This window comes from Methanoculleus sp. (assembly GCF_020696975.1).
GTDB lineage: Archaea > Halobacteriota > Methanomicrobia > Methanomicrobiales > Methanoculleaceae > Methanoculleus.
The window spans coordinates 56,941-71,201 of sequence record NZ_JAJGBK010000003.1; the positions used below are offsets into that span (position 1 = coordinate 56,941).

Sequence of the window (14,261 nt, forward strand, 5' to 3'; positions counted from 1 at the left end):
ATGGTTCGCGCAAACAATCCAAGAGCCCTCATCATGAGCGGCTACGGGATCAACTCCGAGATGGAGACGGCGGAAGCTCTCAGACGGGCCGGCATGGCGTCCGATATCGTCCACATCAACGACCTCATCGCGGGAGAGAGATCCCTCTCCGACTACCGGCTGATGGTCTTCCCCGGCGGGTTCTCCTACGGCGACGACACCGGCGCCGGCAACGCCTACGCAAACCGCGTCCGAAACAACCTCTGGAGCGACGTAAAGGAGTTCCTCGCGGGAGACAACCTGGTGCTCGGGATCTGCAACGGCTTCCAGATCCTCGCGAATCTCGGCCTCGTTCCCGCGTTCGATCAGGACCGCCCCCGCGAGATCGCCCTGATGCCGAACCGGAAGGGTGTACTGGAGTGCCGGTTCGTCACGCTGAAACCTGCCGCGGATAACCTCTGGACGAAGGGCATCTCGCACCTCTACTGCCCGGTCTCCCACGGCGAAGGGAACTTCTCCTGCTCCGAGGAGACCTTAAAGCGGATCGAGCGGGAGGAGATGGTCGCGTTCCGGTACTGCCGCGACGACCTCTCCCCCGCGGGAGGGGAGTACCCCTACAACCCGAACGGGGCGCTCGCGGATATCGCCGGGATAACCTCGGCGGACGGCAAGGTCCTCGGCCTGATGCCGCACCCCGAGCGGGCCATGGAGTTCGTGAACCTCTACGACTGGCCGGTGAGAAAAGAGCGGCTGAAGCGCGAGGGCAAACCCCTGCCCACCGAGTCGATGAACATGCAGTTCTTCAGGAACATCGTTGCGTACTTCGGGGAATAACCCCCGGGATACTTTTTTCAGGATCCCGGGTGCCCGGAAACCCGGGTAAAGGGATGACATTCCGGTTCACGGGGAAGAAGGTGTGAGAGCCGGATATCAGGCTTACCCCGGGCAGGCCGGCAGATCGGCCGGTGACGGAAAACTAGAGGTAGTCGGGAGGGTAAGAGGGAGTACGATGAGTACCCAACAGGAGATGACCGACGAGGAGAACGGAGAGGTGTGGGAGTTGCGGCTCTACGTCGCAGGCCAGACCCCGAAATCGCTTGCAGCGTTTGCCAACCTGAAGAAATTCTGCGAGGAGCACCTCTGCGGGCGATACCGGATCGAGGTGATCGACCTCATCGAACATCCCCAGCTTGCACGTGGCGATCAGATAGTCGCCGTACCCACGCTGGTCCGAAAACTCCCCCCGCCCTTAAGAAAGATCATCGGCGATCTCTCGAACACCGAGAAGGTCCTGGTTGGTTTAGATATACGGCCCGGGAATAAAACCTGATTTAAGGGAGTTGACCAGGTGAGCAACGAGAGCGACAGAAAGGCCCGGACCACGGAAGAATTCGAGGCGGCACTGAAGGATACGGACTCCCGCTACATTCTGCGGCTCTATGTAGCGGGGATGACCCCCCGGTCACAGAGGGCGATCGAGAACATCAAGAACATCTTTGAGACGAATTACAAAGGGAGTTATGATCTTGAGGTGATTGACATCTACCAGCACCCCGAACTGGCAAAAGAAGCCCAGATCCTCGCGGTGCCCATGCTCATCAAGCAGCTTCCCCTGCCCATCAGGAAGTTGATCGGGGATATGTCGGACGAAGATCGTATCCTTGTCGGGCTTGGGATCAAGATGTTGGAGTGAACTTGCGCTCTCCCGGTGAATACGCTCCAGAGGACTCATCCGAAATGAACGTACCTCGATTACCGCGAGAGGAGGAACTCCTTCGTGTACTGGAAGAACTCTACGGAGGCTTTGCGGAGGCCGAAGAGACCCTTTCGGCGATCCGACGGGGAGAAGTCGATGCCTTCCTCGTCTCGACGGACGAGGGCGAGAAGGTCTATACCTTAAACACCGCCGAACACCCCTATCGCGTACTCGTCGAGCAGATGCAGGAAGGGGCTGCGACGCTCTCCACCGACGGCACCATCCTCTACTGCAACGAGTCGTTCGCCCGGCTTCTCGGCATACCCCTTCAGGACCTGATGGGAGAGTCGATCCATGGCTTCATCGCCCCTGTCAGTGTGGAACGGTTCCGGGGGATGATGAAGAATGGGGACCCCTCCGGCACCGCGGGCGAGAGCATGCTCCAGGCGCGTAACGGGAACCTGGTGCCGGTGCACCTCTCCCTGAAACTCCTGCGGATGGACGGGCTGCAGGTCTTCTCCGTGGTTGTGACGGACCTGACCGAGGAGAAGCAGTCGGAGGAACTTCTCAGGAGAGCCTATGCCGAACTCGAGAACCGGGTCAAAGAGCGGACCATCGAGCTTGCCAGATCCAACCAGGCCCTGCGCGAGAGCGAAGAGCGGCTGGCGATGGCTCTCGATGCCGCCAGTCTCGCGCCCTGGGAGATCGATCTGACCTCCGGGAAGGTTATTCCGTCTGAAGCGCTGGTGAAACTCTGGGGTGTTCCCGATGCCGGCGCACTGCAGACGCGCGACGATTGGAGGACCGTCGTGGTGCAGGAGGATCGGCCCCGTATCCAGCAGGCCATAGATGAGGCCATCGCCCGCAATGGTGAATACATGGCTGAATTCCGCATCCGCCGCTCATCCGACGGCTCCCTCCGCTGGGTTGCAAGCCGGGGCCTGGTACTCCAGGACCCGGAAGGGCGGCATCAACGCCTCATCGGCGTTGCCGCCGACGTAACCGAGCAGAAGCGTGCCGAAGAAGAACGGGCACGGCTTCATAGCGAACTCGAGAGTGCGCACCGCGAGGCGAACCTCTACCTGGATATCCTGACGCATGATATCGGAAACACCGAGAATGTCTCGAATCTCTACACCGAACTCCTCCTTGCCACCCTCGACGGTGAAGCGGCCAAATATGCAGAGAAACTCCAGCGGAGCGTCAGGAAGAGCATCGAGATCCTGGGCACCGTCTCAAAGATCCGGAGAATTCATCACGGACTGCCCGAGATCCGGCCGGTCGAACTTGATGCAATCATCCGTGATGAGATCAGCCGGCATCCAGACAACAGCATCCACTACGAGGGCGTTTCATCCCTTGTGCAGGGTGACGAACTCCTCCCGGAGGTCTTTTCCAACCTGATCGGCAACGCCGTCAAGCACGGCGGTCCCGACGTCGCGATCGTCGTCCGGACGGAGGATGAGGGGGGGTTTGTGCGGGTCTCGGTCGAGGATACCGGTCCCGGTGTTCCGGATGCGGATAAGGAGGCGATCTTCCACCGCTACGAGAAGAAGCAGCGAGGTGTCGGCGAGGGGCTCGGGCTCTATCTGGCCCAGATCCTGGTCGAACGTTACGGCGGCAGGATTTGGGTCGACGATCGGGTGCCGGGCCGCCCGGAATGCGGCGCAGCGTTCCGGTTCACGCTGAAAAAGGCCTGAAAACTGTGTTGAGTCCCGGACAGGGAAGACCCCGGGATTGTGCCTCTGCGTGGCTCGATCGGTGATACGGCTCCCCCCGGCCCTCTTGTGCGGGGCAAAGAAGCGCCGGGTCACGGCGTTTCGAAGCATTTTATGGTGAATGCGGATCATCAAACGAATATGGATCAGGTAGGAGGTGCTCCGGCACCGTCCGGGGATAGCGCACTCGCTCTGGCAAAGGTGCCGAGCGGCATCCAGGGTCTTGACGAGATCACCGCCGGCGGGCTCCCGAAGGGGCGGCCGACACTTGTCGTCGGAAAAGCCGGGAGCGGGAAGACGCTCTTTGCCATGCAGTTCCTGGTGAACGGGGCGGTGCACTACGATGAACCCGGTGTCTTCGTCTCCTTTGAGGAGACGGCAGAGGATCTGGTCAAGAACGTCCGCTCCCTCGGCTTCGACCTCCCGGGGCTGATCGAGGAAGAGAAACTCTCGATCGACTATGTCCGGATCGAGAAGAGCGAGATCGAGGAGACCGGCGAGTACGACCTCGACGGGCTCTTCATCAGGCTCGGGTATGCGATCGATTCTATCGGGGCGAAACGCGTCGCGCTCGATACCATCGAGGTCCTCTTTTCAGGCCTCTCGAACGAAGGCATCATCCGCGCCGAGCTTCGTCGGCTCCTCTCCTGGCTCAAGGAGAAGGGCGTCACGGCGGTCGTGACCGGCGAGAGCGGCCAGGGCGAATGCCTGACCCGGCACGGCCTTGAAGAATATGTCTCCGACGCCGTCATCCTCCTCGACCACCGGGTGACCAACCAGATCTCGACCCGGCGCCTGCGCATCGTCAAGTACCGCGGCTCCACCCACGGCACGAACGAGTACCCGTTCCTGATCACGGCGCGCGAAGGTATCGTCATCATGCCGGTCACCACCCTCGGCCTCGAACACGAAGCTCTCGAAGACCGGGTCTCCACCGGCATCGAACGGCTCGATGCGATGCTCGGTGGCAGGGGTTACTACCGAGGCTCAAGCGTCCTGATATCAGGCGCGCCAGGCAGCGGCAAGACGAGTTTTGCCGCGGCTTTCGCAGATGCGGCCTGCCGGCGAGGCGAGCGGTGTCTCTACTTCGCCTTTGAAGAGTCGCCGAGCCAGATCGTGCGAAACATGCGATCTATCGGGATCGACCTTCAGGCCTGGATTGATGCAGGAAACCTTGAGATCCGCTCATCCCGTCCGACGGCGTACGGCCTTGAGACGCACCTTGCCACCATGCTCCGGGATGTGCAGATCTTTCGGCCGGACGCTGTTGTTGTTGACCCCATATCGAGCCTCATCACGGTAGGCAGCGAGGCGGACACGAAGGCGATGCTGATCCGGTTCGTCGACTATTTAAAGGTCAACCAGATCACCGGGCTCTTCACCGACCTGACGCGGGCGGATGGATCCCCTGAACAGGCGAGGATCGAGATGTCGTCGCTGATGGATGTGTGGATCCTCCTCAAATTCATCGAGTCCGGCAGCGAGCGGGACCGGGGCCTGTATATTCTGAAGTCCCGGGGCATGGCGCACTCCAACCAGGTTCGGGAGGTCATCATCACCGATGAAGGGATCGATCTCGCAGACGTCTACCTCGGGCCAGGCGGTGTGTTGACCGGCTCGGCGCGCTACATCAGCGAGATGGAGGAAGGGGAGGAGGTCCGGAACCGCGAGGACGAACTTCGCGCCCGGCGGATTGAGGCTGACCGGAAGCGCAAGGTGCTCGAAGCCCGGATCGCAGCCCTTCAGGCGGAGTGCCAGGGGGTGCAGACAGAGTTCGACCGGTTCTCCCGCGAGCTGGACCGGAAAAAGCGAGCCCAATCAGAGGAGAGGGGGCACCTTGCCCGCATGCGGCAGGCGGACAGAGCAGCGCGGGAGCATGACCGGGAACAATGAGTTGAGAGGCGCCTGAGAGGAAGGGAGTTCGGTATCCCGACTCAATGCGGTGAGGATTACCTGATGAGCCACATTGCTGGAGTGATCGGCCCTCTGCGGTCCCGCCCTTATCCTGTCTGCGTCGCCCGGTGGAACGATCCTCCCCGGCATCGCAACAATATTATTCTCCATAGAGAATTATCCAGCCGGAACCGGGGGAGTTGCCACGAAGATCAGGGTCACCCGCTGTTTTGCAGAGGAGAGCGCCGATACGCCTGCGGTCCTCCAGATCGAGGTCGATCAGGCGGACGTCCCCTCCGCAGACGAGATCCTGACGTTTGCATCCATGCACGGGAACTTCGTCTGTGTCTCCGACCGCATCTTCCGCCGGTTCGAGATCCTTCTCCCCCCGGAGAGCCGTCTTGAGATCCTCAAAGATGCGCTTCTGGAGGTCATACGCCTCGAGCCGGGATCGGAGGGGCTCAACCCCTACGAGGTCGAGGACTTCATCGATGCCCTCGAGAGGGCCCGGCAGAAGGTGCTGGGCGAGGACGAACCATCCTGACACCCCTCCCGGTTCGTTCACCTTTTTTGCGGAGGACCACGAACCCATAAGTGATCGGAGTGGCAGAAGAGGAGAGAGATGGGTATGGGGGGCTTGCGGTCAACACCATCCATACCATGGACTGCATAGAGGGCATGCAGCGCCTGGCGGCAGGTTCGGTCGATATCATCGTCACATCACCGCCTTACAACATCGGGAAGGAGTACAACTCCTACGACGACAAAAAGCCCCGCGAAGACTATCTCGACTGGATGGGACGGGTTGCCGCCGGAGTGGCGCGCATCCTCGCCGACGACGGCTCGTTCTTCCTCAACATCGGCGGCAAACCCCGGGACCCCTGGATACCCTTCGATGTCATCCAGCGGTTCCGTCCTCACTTCGAACTGCAGAACGTCATCCACTGGGTCAAGTCGGTCGCGATCGAGAAGGAGGATGTGGGCAACTACGAGCATATCGCCGGGGATATTGCCGTCGGCCACTACCAGCCGGTGAACAGCGCCCGCTATCTGAGCCAGTGCCACGAGCACATCTTCCACTTCACGAAGAAGGGCGACGTGGCCCTCGACAAACTGGGCATAGGCGTGCCCTACCAGGACAAGAGCAATATCGGCCGCTGGAAGGCAGCGGAACGCGACCTCCGCGACCGGGGGAACACCTGGTTCATCCCCTACCGGACCATCCGCTCGTCCCGGCCGCATCCGACGAGTTTCCCGGAGAAACTCCCGGAGATGTGCATCCGGCTCCACGGCTGCCGGCCCGGGACGCTCGTTCTCGATCCCTTCATGGGCATCGGGAGCACAGCGCTCGCGGCAATCGCCGTCGGCGCGGACTATATCGGGTTCGAGATCGACCCGGAATACCGGGCGATCGCAGAGGCCCGGATCGCCGAAGCACGCCGGCAAGAAGGACCGAACTGATGCAGACTCTTTCTTCGGGCATGACATACCCGGCTCTGCCCCCACCATTATTCCTCAAAAAAATGGCCTGAACCACGTACATTATATAATTCAGGCGGCATGTAGTCCCTGCCAGAGGGAGAATAATGGATATCAAGTATGTGTCTACGACATGCCCGTACTGCGGCACCGGGTGCGGGTTCAACCTTGTCGTCCGGGACGGCAAGGTCTTTGACGTGGCGCACTGGCAGCGCGCACCCGTCAATGGGGGCAAACTCTGCCCCAAAGGACGCTATGCCCACGAATTCATCAACAGCCCCGACCGCCTCACAAAACCGCTCATCAAGAAGGAGGGCGGGTTTGTCGAGGCGACGTGGGACGAGGCCTACGACCTGATCGCGGAGAAGTTCAAGTCCTACAAGCCCGACGAGATGGCCTGCTTCTCCTCCGCACGGACATCGAACGAGGAGAACTACCTGATGCAGAAATTCGCACGGGTGGTCCTCAAGACGCCGCACGTCGACCACTGCGCCCGGCTCTGCCATGCATCCACCGTCGCCGGGCTTGCGGCGGTCTTCGGGTCCGGCGCGATGACCAACTCGATCGTGGACATCGCCGAGTCAAAGTGTGTCTTTGTTCTTGGGAGCAACACCTTCGAGCAGCACCCGCTGATCGGGCGGAGCATCATCCGCGCAAAGGAGGGCGGCGCGAAGGTGATCGTCGCCGATCCGCGCAACACACCGACCGCCAAGCAGGCCGACCTTTACATGCCGTTCGTCTCCGGGACGGATGTCGCCATCCTAAACGGCCTGATGCAGGAGATCATCAAGAATGGCCGCGAAGACAAGGATTTCATCGCGAACCGGACGAAAGACTTCGAAAAGCTCAAGGAAGTCGTCATGAAGGATGATTACAGTCTTGAGAATGTCTCGAAGGTCTCCGGTATCCCGGTCGAGAGTCTCAAGACCGCCGCCGAGTGGATTGCAGAGGCCGATGTTGCCACGCTCATCTACTCGATGGGGATCACCCAGCACACCGTCGGCGTCGACAACGTCAAATCGACCGCTAATCTGATGATGCTCACCGGCAACCTGGGCAAACCCGGCGGCGGCGTCAACCCGCTCCGCGGCCAGAACAACGTCCAGGGCGCCTGCGACATGGGAGCCCTCCCGAACGTCTACTCCGGCTACCAGAAGGTCACCGATGAGGCGACCAGAAAGAAGATGATGGAGACCTGGGGTGTCGAGGATATCGCCGAAGGCAGGGTCGGCTACACCGTCACCGAGATGGTCAACATCCTTGCCGACAACCCCGGCGAACTCAAAGCGTTGTACATCATGGGCGAGAACCCGATGCTCTCCGACCCGGACATCGAGCACGTCAGGCACGGGCTTGAGAACCTCGAGTTCCTGGTCGTGCAGGACATCTTCATGAGCGAGACCGCCGAACTTGCCGACGTCGTTTTGCCTGCGGCATGCTACGCGGAGAAGGACGGCACCCAGACGAACACCGAGCGGCGTGTCCAGCGCTGGAAGAAGGCCCAGGACCCGCCGGGCGAGGCGAAGGAAGACTGGAAGATCATCAGCGAACTCGCGAGCCGGATGGGCTACGCGAAGCAGTTCCCCTACCAGAGTGCGGAGGAGATCTTCAACGAGGTCGCCGCCGTCACGCCGTCCTACCACGGCATGTCCTACGCCCGTCTCGACCCGGACGGCCTGCACTGGCCATGCCCGACGGCGGAGCACCCGGGCACCCCGATCCTTCATAAGGAGACGTTTGCCATGCCCGACGGTCTCGGGGTCTTCTCGCCCATCGAGTGGAAACCCCCCGCCGAGGTTCCGGACGCCGAGTACCCGTTTGTCCTCACGACCGGCCGCACCATCTGGCAGTGGCACACCGGCACCATGACCCGCCGATCGTGGAGCCTCGAGAAGGAGGCGCCCATCGGCTGGATCGAGATCAACCCCGAGGATGCGAAGGAACTCGGAATCAAGGACAACGAGGTCGTCCGGGCAAGCACCCGCCGCGGGTCCGTCGATATCCCCGCACGGGTCACCCCCGGGATCATCAAGGGAGTGACGTTCATCCCGTTCCACTACAAGGAGCACCCGGCAAACAGGCTGACTCATAACGCGCTTGACCCCGTAGCAAAGATCCCGGAGTTCAAGGCCTGCGCCGTGAAGGTCGAGAAGATTGCGGAGGTGTAAGAGATGGCAGGAAAAGGAGATTTACTCTACGCGTGGACAACGGACGACGAACTCCGCGCGAAAGCGGAGACGGGCGGGGCGGTCACCGCGCTGCTGCGCCACGCTCTCGAGAGCGGTATGGTCGACGGGGTCTTTGCAGTCAGGAAAGGCGCGGACGTCTACGACGCGGTCCCGGCACTGATCACCGATCCCGCCGAGATCGGGGGGATTGCCGGGTCGCTCCACTGCGGCACCCTGCTCCTCCCCAAACAGATGCGGCGGTGTCTCCTCGCGACCGACCCGAATATGCGGATCGCGACGGTCCTCAAAGGCTGCGACGTCAAGGCGATCTACGAGATGGCGAAGCGTGGCCAGGCCAACCTGGACAACATCATCGTGATCGGCTTAAATTGCGGCGGCACCATCCGGCCGGAGACGGCGCGGATCATCGTCCGCGACAGGCTCGGTCTTGATCCCGATTCGGTCGTCAAGGAGGAGATCGACAAAGGGAAGTTCATCGTCGAGACAGAGGACGGCCAGCACGCCTCCGTCTCGATCGACGAACTCGAAGAAGGAGCGGAGGACCTCCTCGGAAACGAGGGGCTCGGCCGCCGCTCGAACTGCCGCCGGTGCAAGATCAAGATCCCCCGCCAGGCAGACCTCGCCTGCGGCAACTGGGGCGTCATCGGGGAAAAAGCCGGCAACGCAACGTTTGTCGAGGTTTGCTCCGAGAAGGGGGCGAACCTCCTCAACGCCGCCGTGCAGGCGGGCGCGCTGGCGACGGAGACGGCTCCGGCAAAAGGGATCGAGATCCGGGGCAAGGTCGAGAACGCCATGCTCAAACTCGGCGACAAGTGGCGGGCCCGCTACTTCGGAGCGCTCGGCGAAGGAACGGAGCGCCTGAACAAGATCCGCGAGCAGACGAGCAGGTGTATCAAGTGCTACTCCTGCATCGAGAACTGCCCGATCTGCTACTGTATCGACTGCAGCACAAGGAAGGATTATCTGGTCGAACCGGGCGTGATTCCGCCCCCGTTCATGTTCCACCTCATCCGGTTCGCGCACATCTCCGACTCCTGCGTCAACTGCGGCCAGTGCGAGGAACTCTGTCCCGTCGAGATCTCGAACTCGGTCTTCCTCCACGCAATCCAGACCGATCTCGAGAAACTCTTCGGGTTCCACCCGGGCGAGGACATGACCCCGCCGGTGCTGGCGCTCGTCGAGGAGAAACCGGAGCGCGAACGGCTTGAGGCGACGGGAAGCGACCAGATCTTCGACATCTTCCGCTGACGGGGTTCAACCCTCCACCATCGGCCCTTTTTTCCCGTCAGAACTGCTTTCCGGCGCCGTATGGGGTTCTATCAGGGTGCTGTTCGCCGTAGAATGGTGTTTCCCCCCGGATTGCGACGCCTTTCTGACATACGCTTTCATGATGTCCGTTCGGGTGACAAAACCCGAGAGCATCCTCGGGTCTTCTGCCGGGACGACGGGCAGATGGTGGATGTCGTGCTCGGTCATCAGATCCAGGGCCTCGCGCAGCGTGCAGGAATGATGCACAGTAAAGACCCTCGAACTCATGACATCCTCCACCAGTATGTCGTGCTCGCCGTTCGCCCGGTTATCCCGGACATCATCGAGGGCGATCATGCCGACAAGCTTCCCTTCACCATCAAGCACCGGAAACCCGGTATGCAGCGTCTCGTCGATCAGACGGAGCACCTTTCCAGTGGTGTCATCGGACGATACGGCGACGATCCGGTCGCGGGGCACCATAACGTCGTCCACGTGGATTTCCTGGAGAATCTCGATGGTATACTCGTCGCGGTGGGCCGCCGACCGGGACCGGTTCAGCACCTGTTCACGGAAGATGGTGGACTGACCGATGAGAAGAACCGCCACCGAGACGGCACCCATCGCCGGCACGAGCAGGGAAAAGTCGCCGGTCATCTCCACGACCATGATCATGACTCCGATCGGCGCGTGGGAGATTGCCCCGAAGAGAGCGATCATCCCGACGACGACGAAGACCGGCACCGATTCAATGGGCACGCTCCCCGGGAAGGCGAGGTGCAGCAGCGACCCGAAAGCGCCACCTGTCGCCCCGCCGATCACCAGCCCCGGCGCGAAAACGCCGCCGCTCCCCCCGGAGCCGATGGTGAGCGACGTCGTCAGGATCTTCGCAAACGGGAGAAAGAGCAGCACCCCGATCGGGAGCATGTTGTACAGCGAAAGTTGTGTGAAACCATATCCGGTTCCAAGGCTGGCGAGCCCGACGATTGCCGCTTCAGGAGAGAAGGCCGCAAGAGCAAGAACGAACGTGCCGGTGAGAAATGCCCCGGTGAAGGGTTTGAAGTGATTCGGGATCTTCAGACTGCTGAATACCCTTTTAAAAACCCTGTTCGTCCCGTAGAACGTGTTTATGTAGATCAGGCCGACGGCAGTCGAGACCACGCCGAGGAGGATGAAGAACGGAATCTGGGAGACGTTCCAGAAGGTCACCCCGGGGCCGAAGACCGGTTCAAAGCCTTCAACCAGGCCAAAGATGGCATACCCGATGACCGAAGCCAGAAACGCGGGAACGATTGCTTCGGTCTCGAAATCCTGTTTGTAAAGGATCTCCGCAGCGAGGATTGCCCCCCCAAGAGGCGCCATAAAGATCGTGCCGATTCCGGCGCCGACACCGGTGGCGATAGCAAGCCTCCGCTCACGCGCAGAGAGGCCTAAAAGATCGGCGGCGATCGAGCCGAAGCCGGCCGACATCTGTGCGGTCGGTCCTTCACGTCCGGCGCTTCCTCCCGTCGAGATGGTCAGGACGGCAGTGACCGCCTTGATGAGGGGAACGCGCCAGCGTACCCGTCCCTCGCCATGAAACGCTTTTATTGCCGCATCGGTCCCGTGCCCTTCCGCTTCCGGAGCTAAGGTGTAGACCAGAAGGCCGGAGAGGAGTCCCCCGAAACATATGACGGGGAGAATCATCCAGAGATGATCGGGAGGGGTCCATTGAGCGATATCCTGGAGAGTTTGCCCTTCCTTTGGGAGCTGGAACCCGACGATGCCTTCCATGAAAAATGCAGTTCCCAATTTCAGTCCTTCAAAGAAGAACAGAGCACCGATACCGGAGATGAGACCGACAACGATGGCGATGAGTATAATCCTTCTATAGGGAGTGACGGTTTCCTCGATCTGCATGGAATACAGGGAGTAAGTTTGTTTAACATTTATGTTATTTGATTAACTTCGCGCGGCAATATATAGCAGAAGGCTATGCGCGTCTGTCAGACATCCCGGTGCGCCTTCACAGTCGGCATTGCTCCCGGAGCTGCCCGGGTGGCCTCCCGCGATGACATCCTGGTGCCGGTTACCACCAGATGCCCGGCAGCACCCCTATAATCCCCGATATCCCGGGAACGGTGAAAATATCTGAGCAGGCCCGCAACCGCCGGAAATCCCCGGCATATGCGCCTCACAGGAGTGCAACCACAACCGTAAAGGAGACGCTCCTGCAACGGCACCCATCCCCCGAGAGGAACGGGCGACCGGTCGAGAGAGGACCACCCGGAGCATATATAACTGAACCACGGCAGACATGGCATCCTTGAATCACCCAGGGACGATTATTTTACCGGGTTTTTGCCGCCCTGAAACGAGTACGGCTCGCGATCAGGAGATCCGCGCGCCTCCTCCCGGATATCCGCCCAAATACCATCCCAAAAACCTGTTTTATTCCGCGTGCAGCCAAAAGTGAAGGCAAAAGAGCCGTTTGTCGACTATTGATGTTTAGTTGCAGGAATTAACTTGCGGCAGAGATAAATGCTTGAATTTAGATTATACGTCGCAGGCATAACGATCATTTCGAAACCTATTAATAGCACTCTCAAATTACTGATTAATTAGACCTATCCATTCGGATTACCTGATGGTATAGGTAGGACGTTTAGAGAGGTGTATGAAAAATGGTGTTCCATCCTCCAGTTGCTATCGTAGCAAAAGCGGGTGATGCAGGAAAGTACAAGGTCGGACTGCCGGCCTGGAACATGGTCCTGCGTGGTATCCTGTCCGGAGCGTTCATCGCGATGGGTGCTGCTCTGGCGACGGTCTGTTCGACCGGTATCCAGGCAACCGACGTTGCGATGCGGTTCGGTGCCGCGAGTCCCGGTATCTCCCAGCTCATTCTGGGTGCTGTCTTCCCTGTTGGGCTTATCATCACGATCATGACCGGTGCCGAACTCTTCACCGGCGACGCGATGCTCGCCCCCATGGCAGCGTTCATCCACAAGGTCAGCTGGGCAAGCGTGCTCAACCTCTGGGTCTGGGTATATATCGGAAACTTCATCGGGTCGGTTATCTTCGCGTACATCATGGCATACGGGCCGTGTGTCAGCTACGATGCCGCCGGAGTCGCAACAATCACCGCGTTTGGTACGAGAGCAGTAGGGATAGCGGCTGCAAAGACGAGTTACGTCGGCGCTATGGCGTTATGGTCGCTCTTCCTCAAGGCAATTGCCTGTAACTGGCTCGTCAACCTTGCTGTCCTGCTCGGTATATGCGCCGATGACGCGATCGGCAAGATCGTCGGTATCTGGTTCCCGATCTTCGCTTTCGTCGCCAGCGGGTTCGAGCACAGCATTGCGAACATGTACTTCATCCCGGCAGGCATCTTCGTCACGGGTATTGACCCCTCAACGGCGGTCGCTACGGTCAACTGGGTAAACATGTGGACCAACAACGTGATTGTGGTCACACTCGGCAACATCGTCGGCGGTCTGTTCTTCGTCGGTGTCCTCTACTGGGTCGCATTCAGAAAGGAAATTGCAGCCCTCAAGTAACCCTGATTAACGATGCAGATTGGAAATGTCAAAGTGAGGGTGTCGCCAGTTGTCCTGGCGGTCTTCCTCTTTTTTATTGTCCTGATGGCAGCGTATGTCCTTGCTACCGGGGATGTACACTTGTTGATCTGGGGCGTACCCGTGGCGGTCATGCTGGTCCTCATACCAATAGCGCTCAACTATATGAGCCAGACACAGTATGCGTCACTGGTGCCCGTATACGAAGCAGAAGCGAAGAATGCCCGGATACGGGAGATTAACCTGAACAGGCTCGGCGAACCGGTACGCATAAAGGGTGTCGTCGAGCGGGTGTATTTCCAGTTCCTCAACCGGCCGCAGTACCTCGTCGCCGACCGGACGGGTGAGATATCGGTCAAGATGTTCACCTCGCCGGCGGAAGACGTAAAGAAGGGGGATGTGGTCGAGGTGCTCGGAGTCGTCGTCAAACGCTACATCCTGTCCGGGGATGCGGTCATCAACTGCGTCTCCATACGGAAGATCAAGAACGATCAGCAATCCTGAC

The 14,261-nt window shown here is 60.1% G+C and carries 12 protein-coding genes; 11 read left to right on the plus strand and 1 reads right to left on the minus strand.

Features of this window, described 5'->3' with window-relative positions:
- The 9 genes from QZ650_RS00610 (at position 1) to QZ650_RS00650 (ending at position 10,202) form a co-directional block, all read left to right on the plus strand.
- Positions 1–813, plus strand: coding sequence for a phosphoribosylformylglycinamidine synthase subunit PurQ (locus QZ650_RS00610; protein ID WP_292517539.1), 813 nt, complete (start codon positions 1–3; stop codon positions 811–813).
- Between the two features lie 175 nt (positions 814–988).
- Positions 989–1,309: a circadian clock KaiB family protein gene (locus QZ650_RS00615; RefSeq protein ID WP_292517536.1), complete on the plus strand. Its 321-nt coding sequence runs from the start codon at positions 989–991 to the stop codon at positions 1,307–1,309.
- 18 nt (positions 1,310–1,327) lie between these two features.
- On the plus strand, positions 1,328–1,672 hold the full coding sequence (locus tag QZ650_RS00620; protein WP_292517533.1) for a circadian clock KaiB family protein: 345 nt from the start codon (positions 1,328–1,330) through the stop codon (positions 1,670–1,672).
- 44 nt (positions 1,673–1,716) lie between these two features.
- The gene (locus tag QZ650_RS00625; RefSeq protein WP_292517530.1) at positions 1,717–3,375 is read left to right on the plus strand and encodes a PAS domain-containing sensor histidine kinase; all 1,659 of its coding nucleotides are present in this window, start codon (positions 1,717–1,719) and stop codon (positions 3,373–3,375) included.
- Between the two features lie 159 nt (positions 3,376–3,534).
- A complete protein-coding gene (gene kaiC / locus QZ650_RS00630) occupies positions 3,535–5,286 on the plus strand; it encodes a circadian clock protein KaiC (RefSeq protein WP_292517527.1) in 1,752 nt (583 codons plus the stop codon).
- A 325-nt stretch (positions 5,287–5,611) separates the two neighbouring features.
- A complete protein-coding gene (locus QZ650_RS00635) occupies positions 5,612–5,830 on the plus strand; it encodes a hypothetical protein (protein WP_292517523.1) in 219 nt (72 codons plus the stop codon).
- A 59-nt stretch (positions 5,831–5,889) separates the two neighbouring features.
- Positions 5,890–6,747: a site-specific DNA-methyltransferase gene (locus QZ650_RS00640; protein WP_292517520.1), complete on the plus strand. Its 858-nt coding sequence runs from the start codon at positions 5,890–5,892 to the stop codon at positions 6,745–6,747.
- A 125-nt stretch (positions 6,748–6,872) separates the two neighbouring features.
- Positions 6,873–8,933, plus strand: coding sequence for a formate dehydrogenase subunit alpha (fdhF, locus tag QZ650_RS00645; RefSeq protein ID WP_292517517.1), 2,061 nt, complete (start codon positions 6,873–6,875; stop codon positions 8,931–8,933).
- 3 nt (positions 8,934–8,936) lie between these two features.
- Positions 8,937–10,202, plus strand: coding sequence for a Coenzyme F420 hydrogenase/dehydrogenase, beta subunit C-terminal domain (locus QZ650_RS00650; RefSeq protein WP_292517514.1), 1,266 nt, complete (start codon positions 8,937–8,939; stop codon positions 10,200–10,202).
- A gap of 6 nt (positions 10,203–10,208) precedes the next feature.
- On the opposite strand, the gene QZ650_RS00655 is transcribed toward QZ650_RS00650, so the two are convergent.
- On the minus strand, positions 10,209–12,101 hold the full coding sequence (locus QZ650_RS00655) for a chloride channel protein (protein ID WP_292517510.1): 1,893 nt from the start codon (positions 12,099–12,101) through the stop codon (positions 10,209–10,211).
- 764 nt (positions 12,102–12,865) lie between these two features.
- On the opposite strand from QZ650_RS00655, the gene QZ650_RS00660 reads away from it, so the two are divergent.
- A complete protein-coding gene (locus QZ650_RS00660) occupies positions 12,866–13,738 on the plus strand; it encodes a formate/nitrite transporter family protein (RefSeq protein ID WP_292517506.1) in 873 nt (290 codons plus the stop codon).
- 12 nt (positions 13,739–13,750) lie between these two features.
- Complete coding sequence (locus QZ650_RS00665) at positions 13,751–14,260, plus strand: nucleotide-binding protein (RefSeq protein ID WP_292517503.1); 510 nt, start codon at positions 13,751–13,753, stop codon at positions 14,258–14,260.
- Position 14,261 lies beyond the last annotated feature (1 nt).

Bases quoted from the DNA above. Each gene is read 5' to 3' on its own strand.
- QZ650_RS00610 (WP_292517539.1), top strand. From the start codon at position 1: ATGGTTCGCGCAAACAATCCAAGAGCCCTCATCATGAGCGGCTACGGG.
- QZ650_RS00650 (WP_292517514.1), top strand. From the start codon at position 8,937: ATGGCAGGAAAAGGAGATTTACTCTACGCGTGGACAACGGACGACGAA.
- QZ650_RS00625 (WP_292517530.1), top strand. From the start codon at position 1,717: ATGAACGTACCTCGATTACCGCGAGAGGAGGAACTCCTTCGTGTACTG.
- kaiC (WP_292517527.1), top strand. From the start codon at position 3,535: ATGGATCAGGTAGGAGGTGCTCCGGCACCGTCCGGGGATAGCGCACTC.
- QZ650_RS00635 (WP_292517523.1), top strand. From the start codon at position 5,612: ATGCACGGGAACTTCGTCTGTGTCTCCGACCGCATCTTCCGCCGGTTC.
- QZ650_RS00655 (WP_292517510.1), bottom strand. From the start codon at position 12,101: ATGCAGATCGAGGAAACCGTCACTCCCTATAGAAGGATTATACTCATC.
- QZ650_RS00615 (WP_292517536.1), top strand. From the start codon at position 989: ATGAGTACCCAACAGGAGATGACCGACGAGGAGAACGGAGAGGTGTGG.
- fdhF (WP_292517517.1), top strand. From the start codon at position 6,873: ATGGATATCAAGTATGTGTCTACGACATGCCCGTACTGCGGCACCGGG.
- QZ650_RS00660 (WP_292517506.1), top strand. From the start codon at position 12,866: ATGGTGTTCCATCCTCCAGTTGCTATCGTAGCAAAAGCGGGTGATGCA.
- QZ650_RS00665 (WP_292517503.1), top strand. From the start codon at position 13,751: ATGCAGATTGGAAATGTCAAAGTGAGGGTGTCGCCAGTTGTCCTGGCG.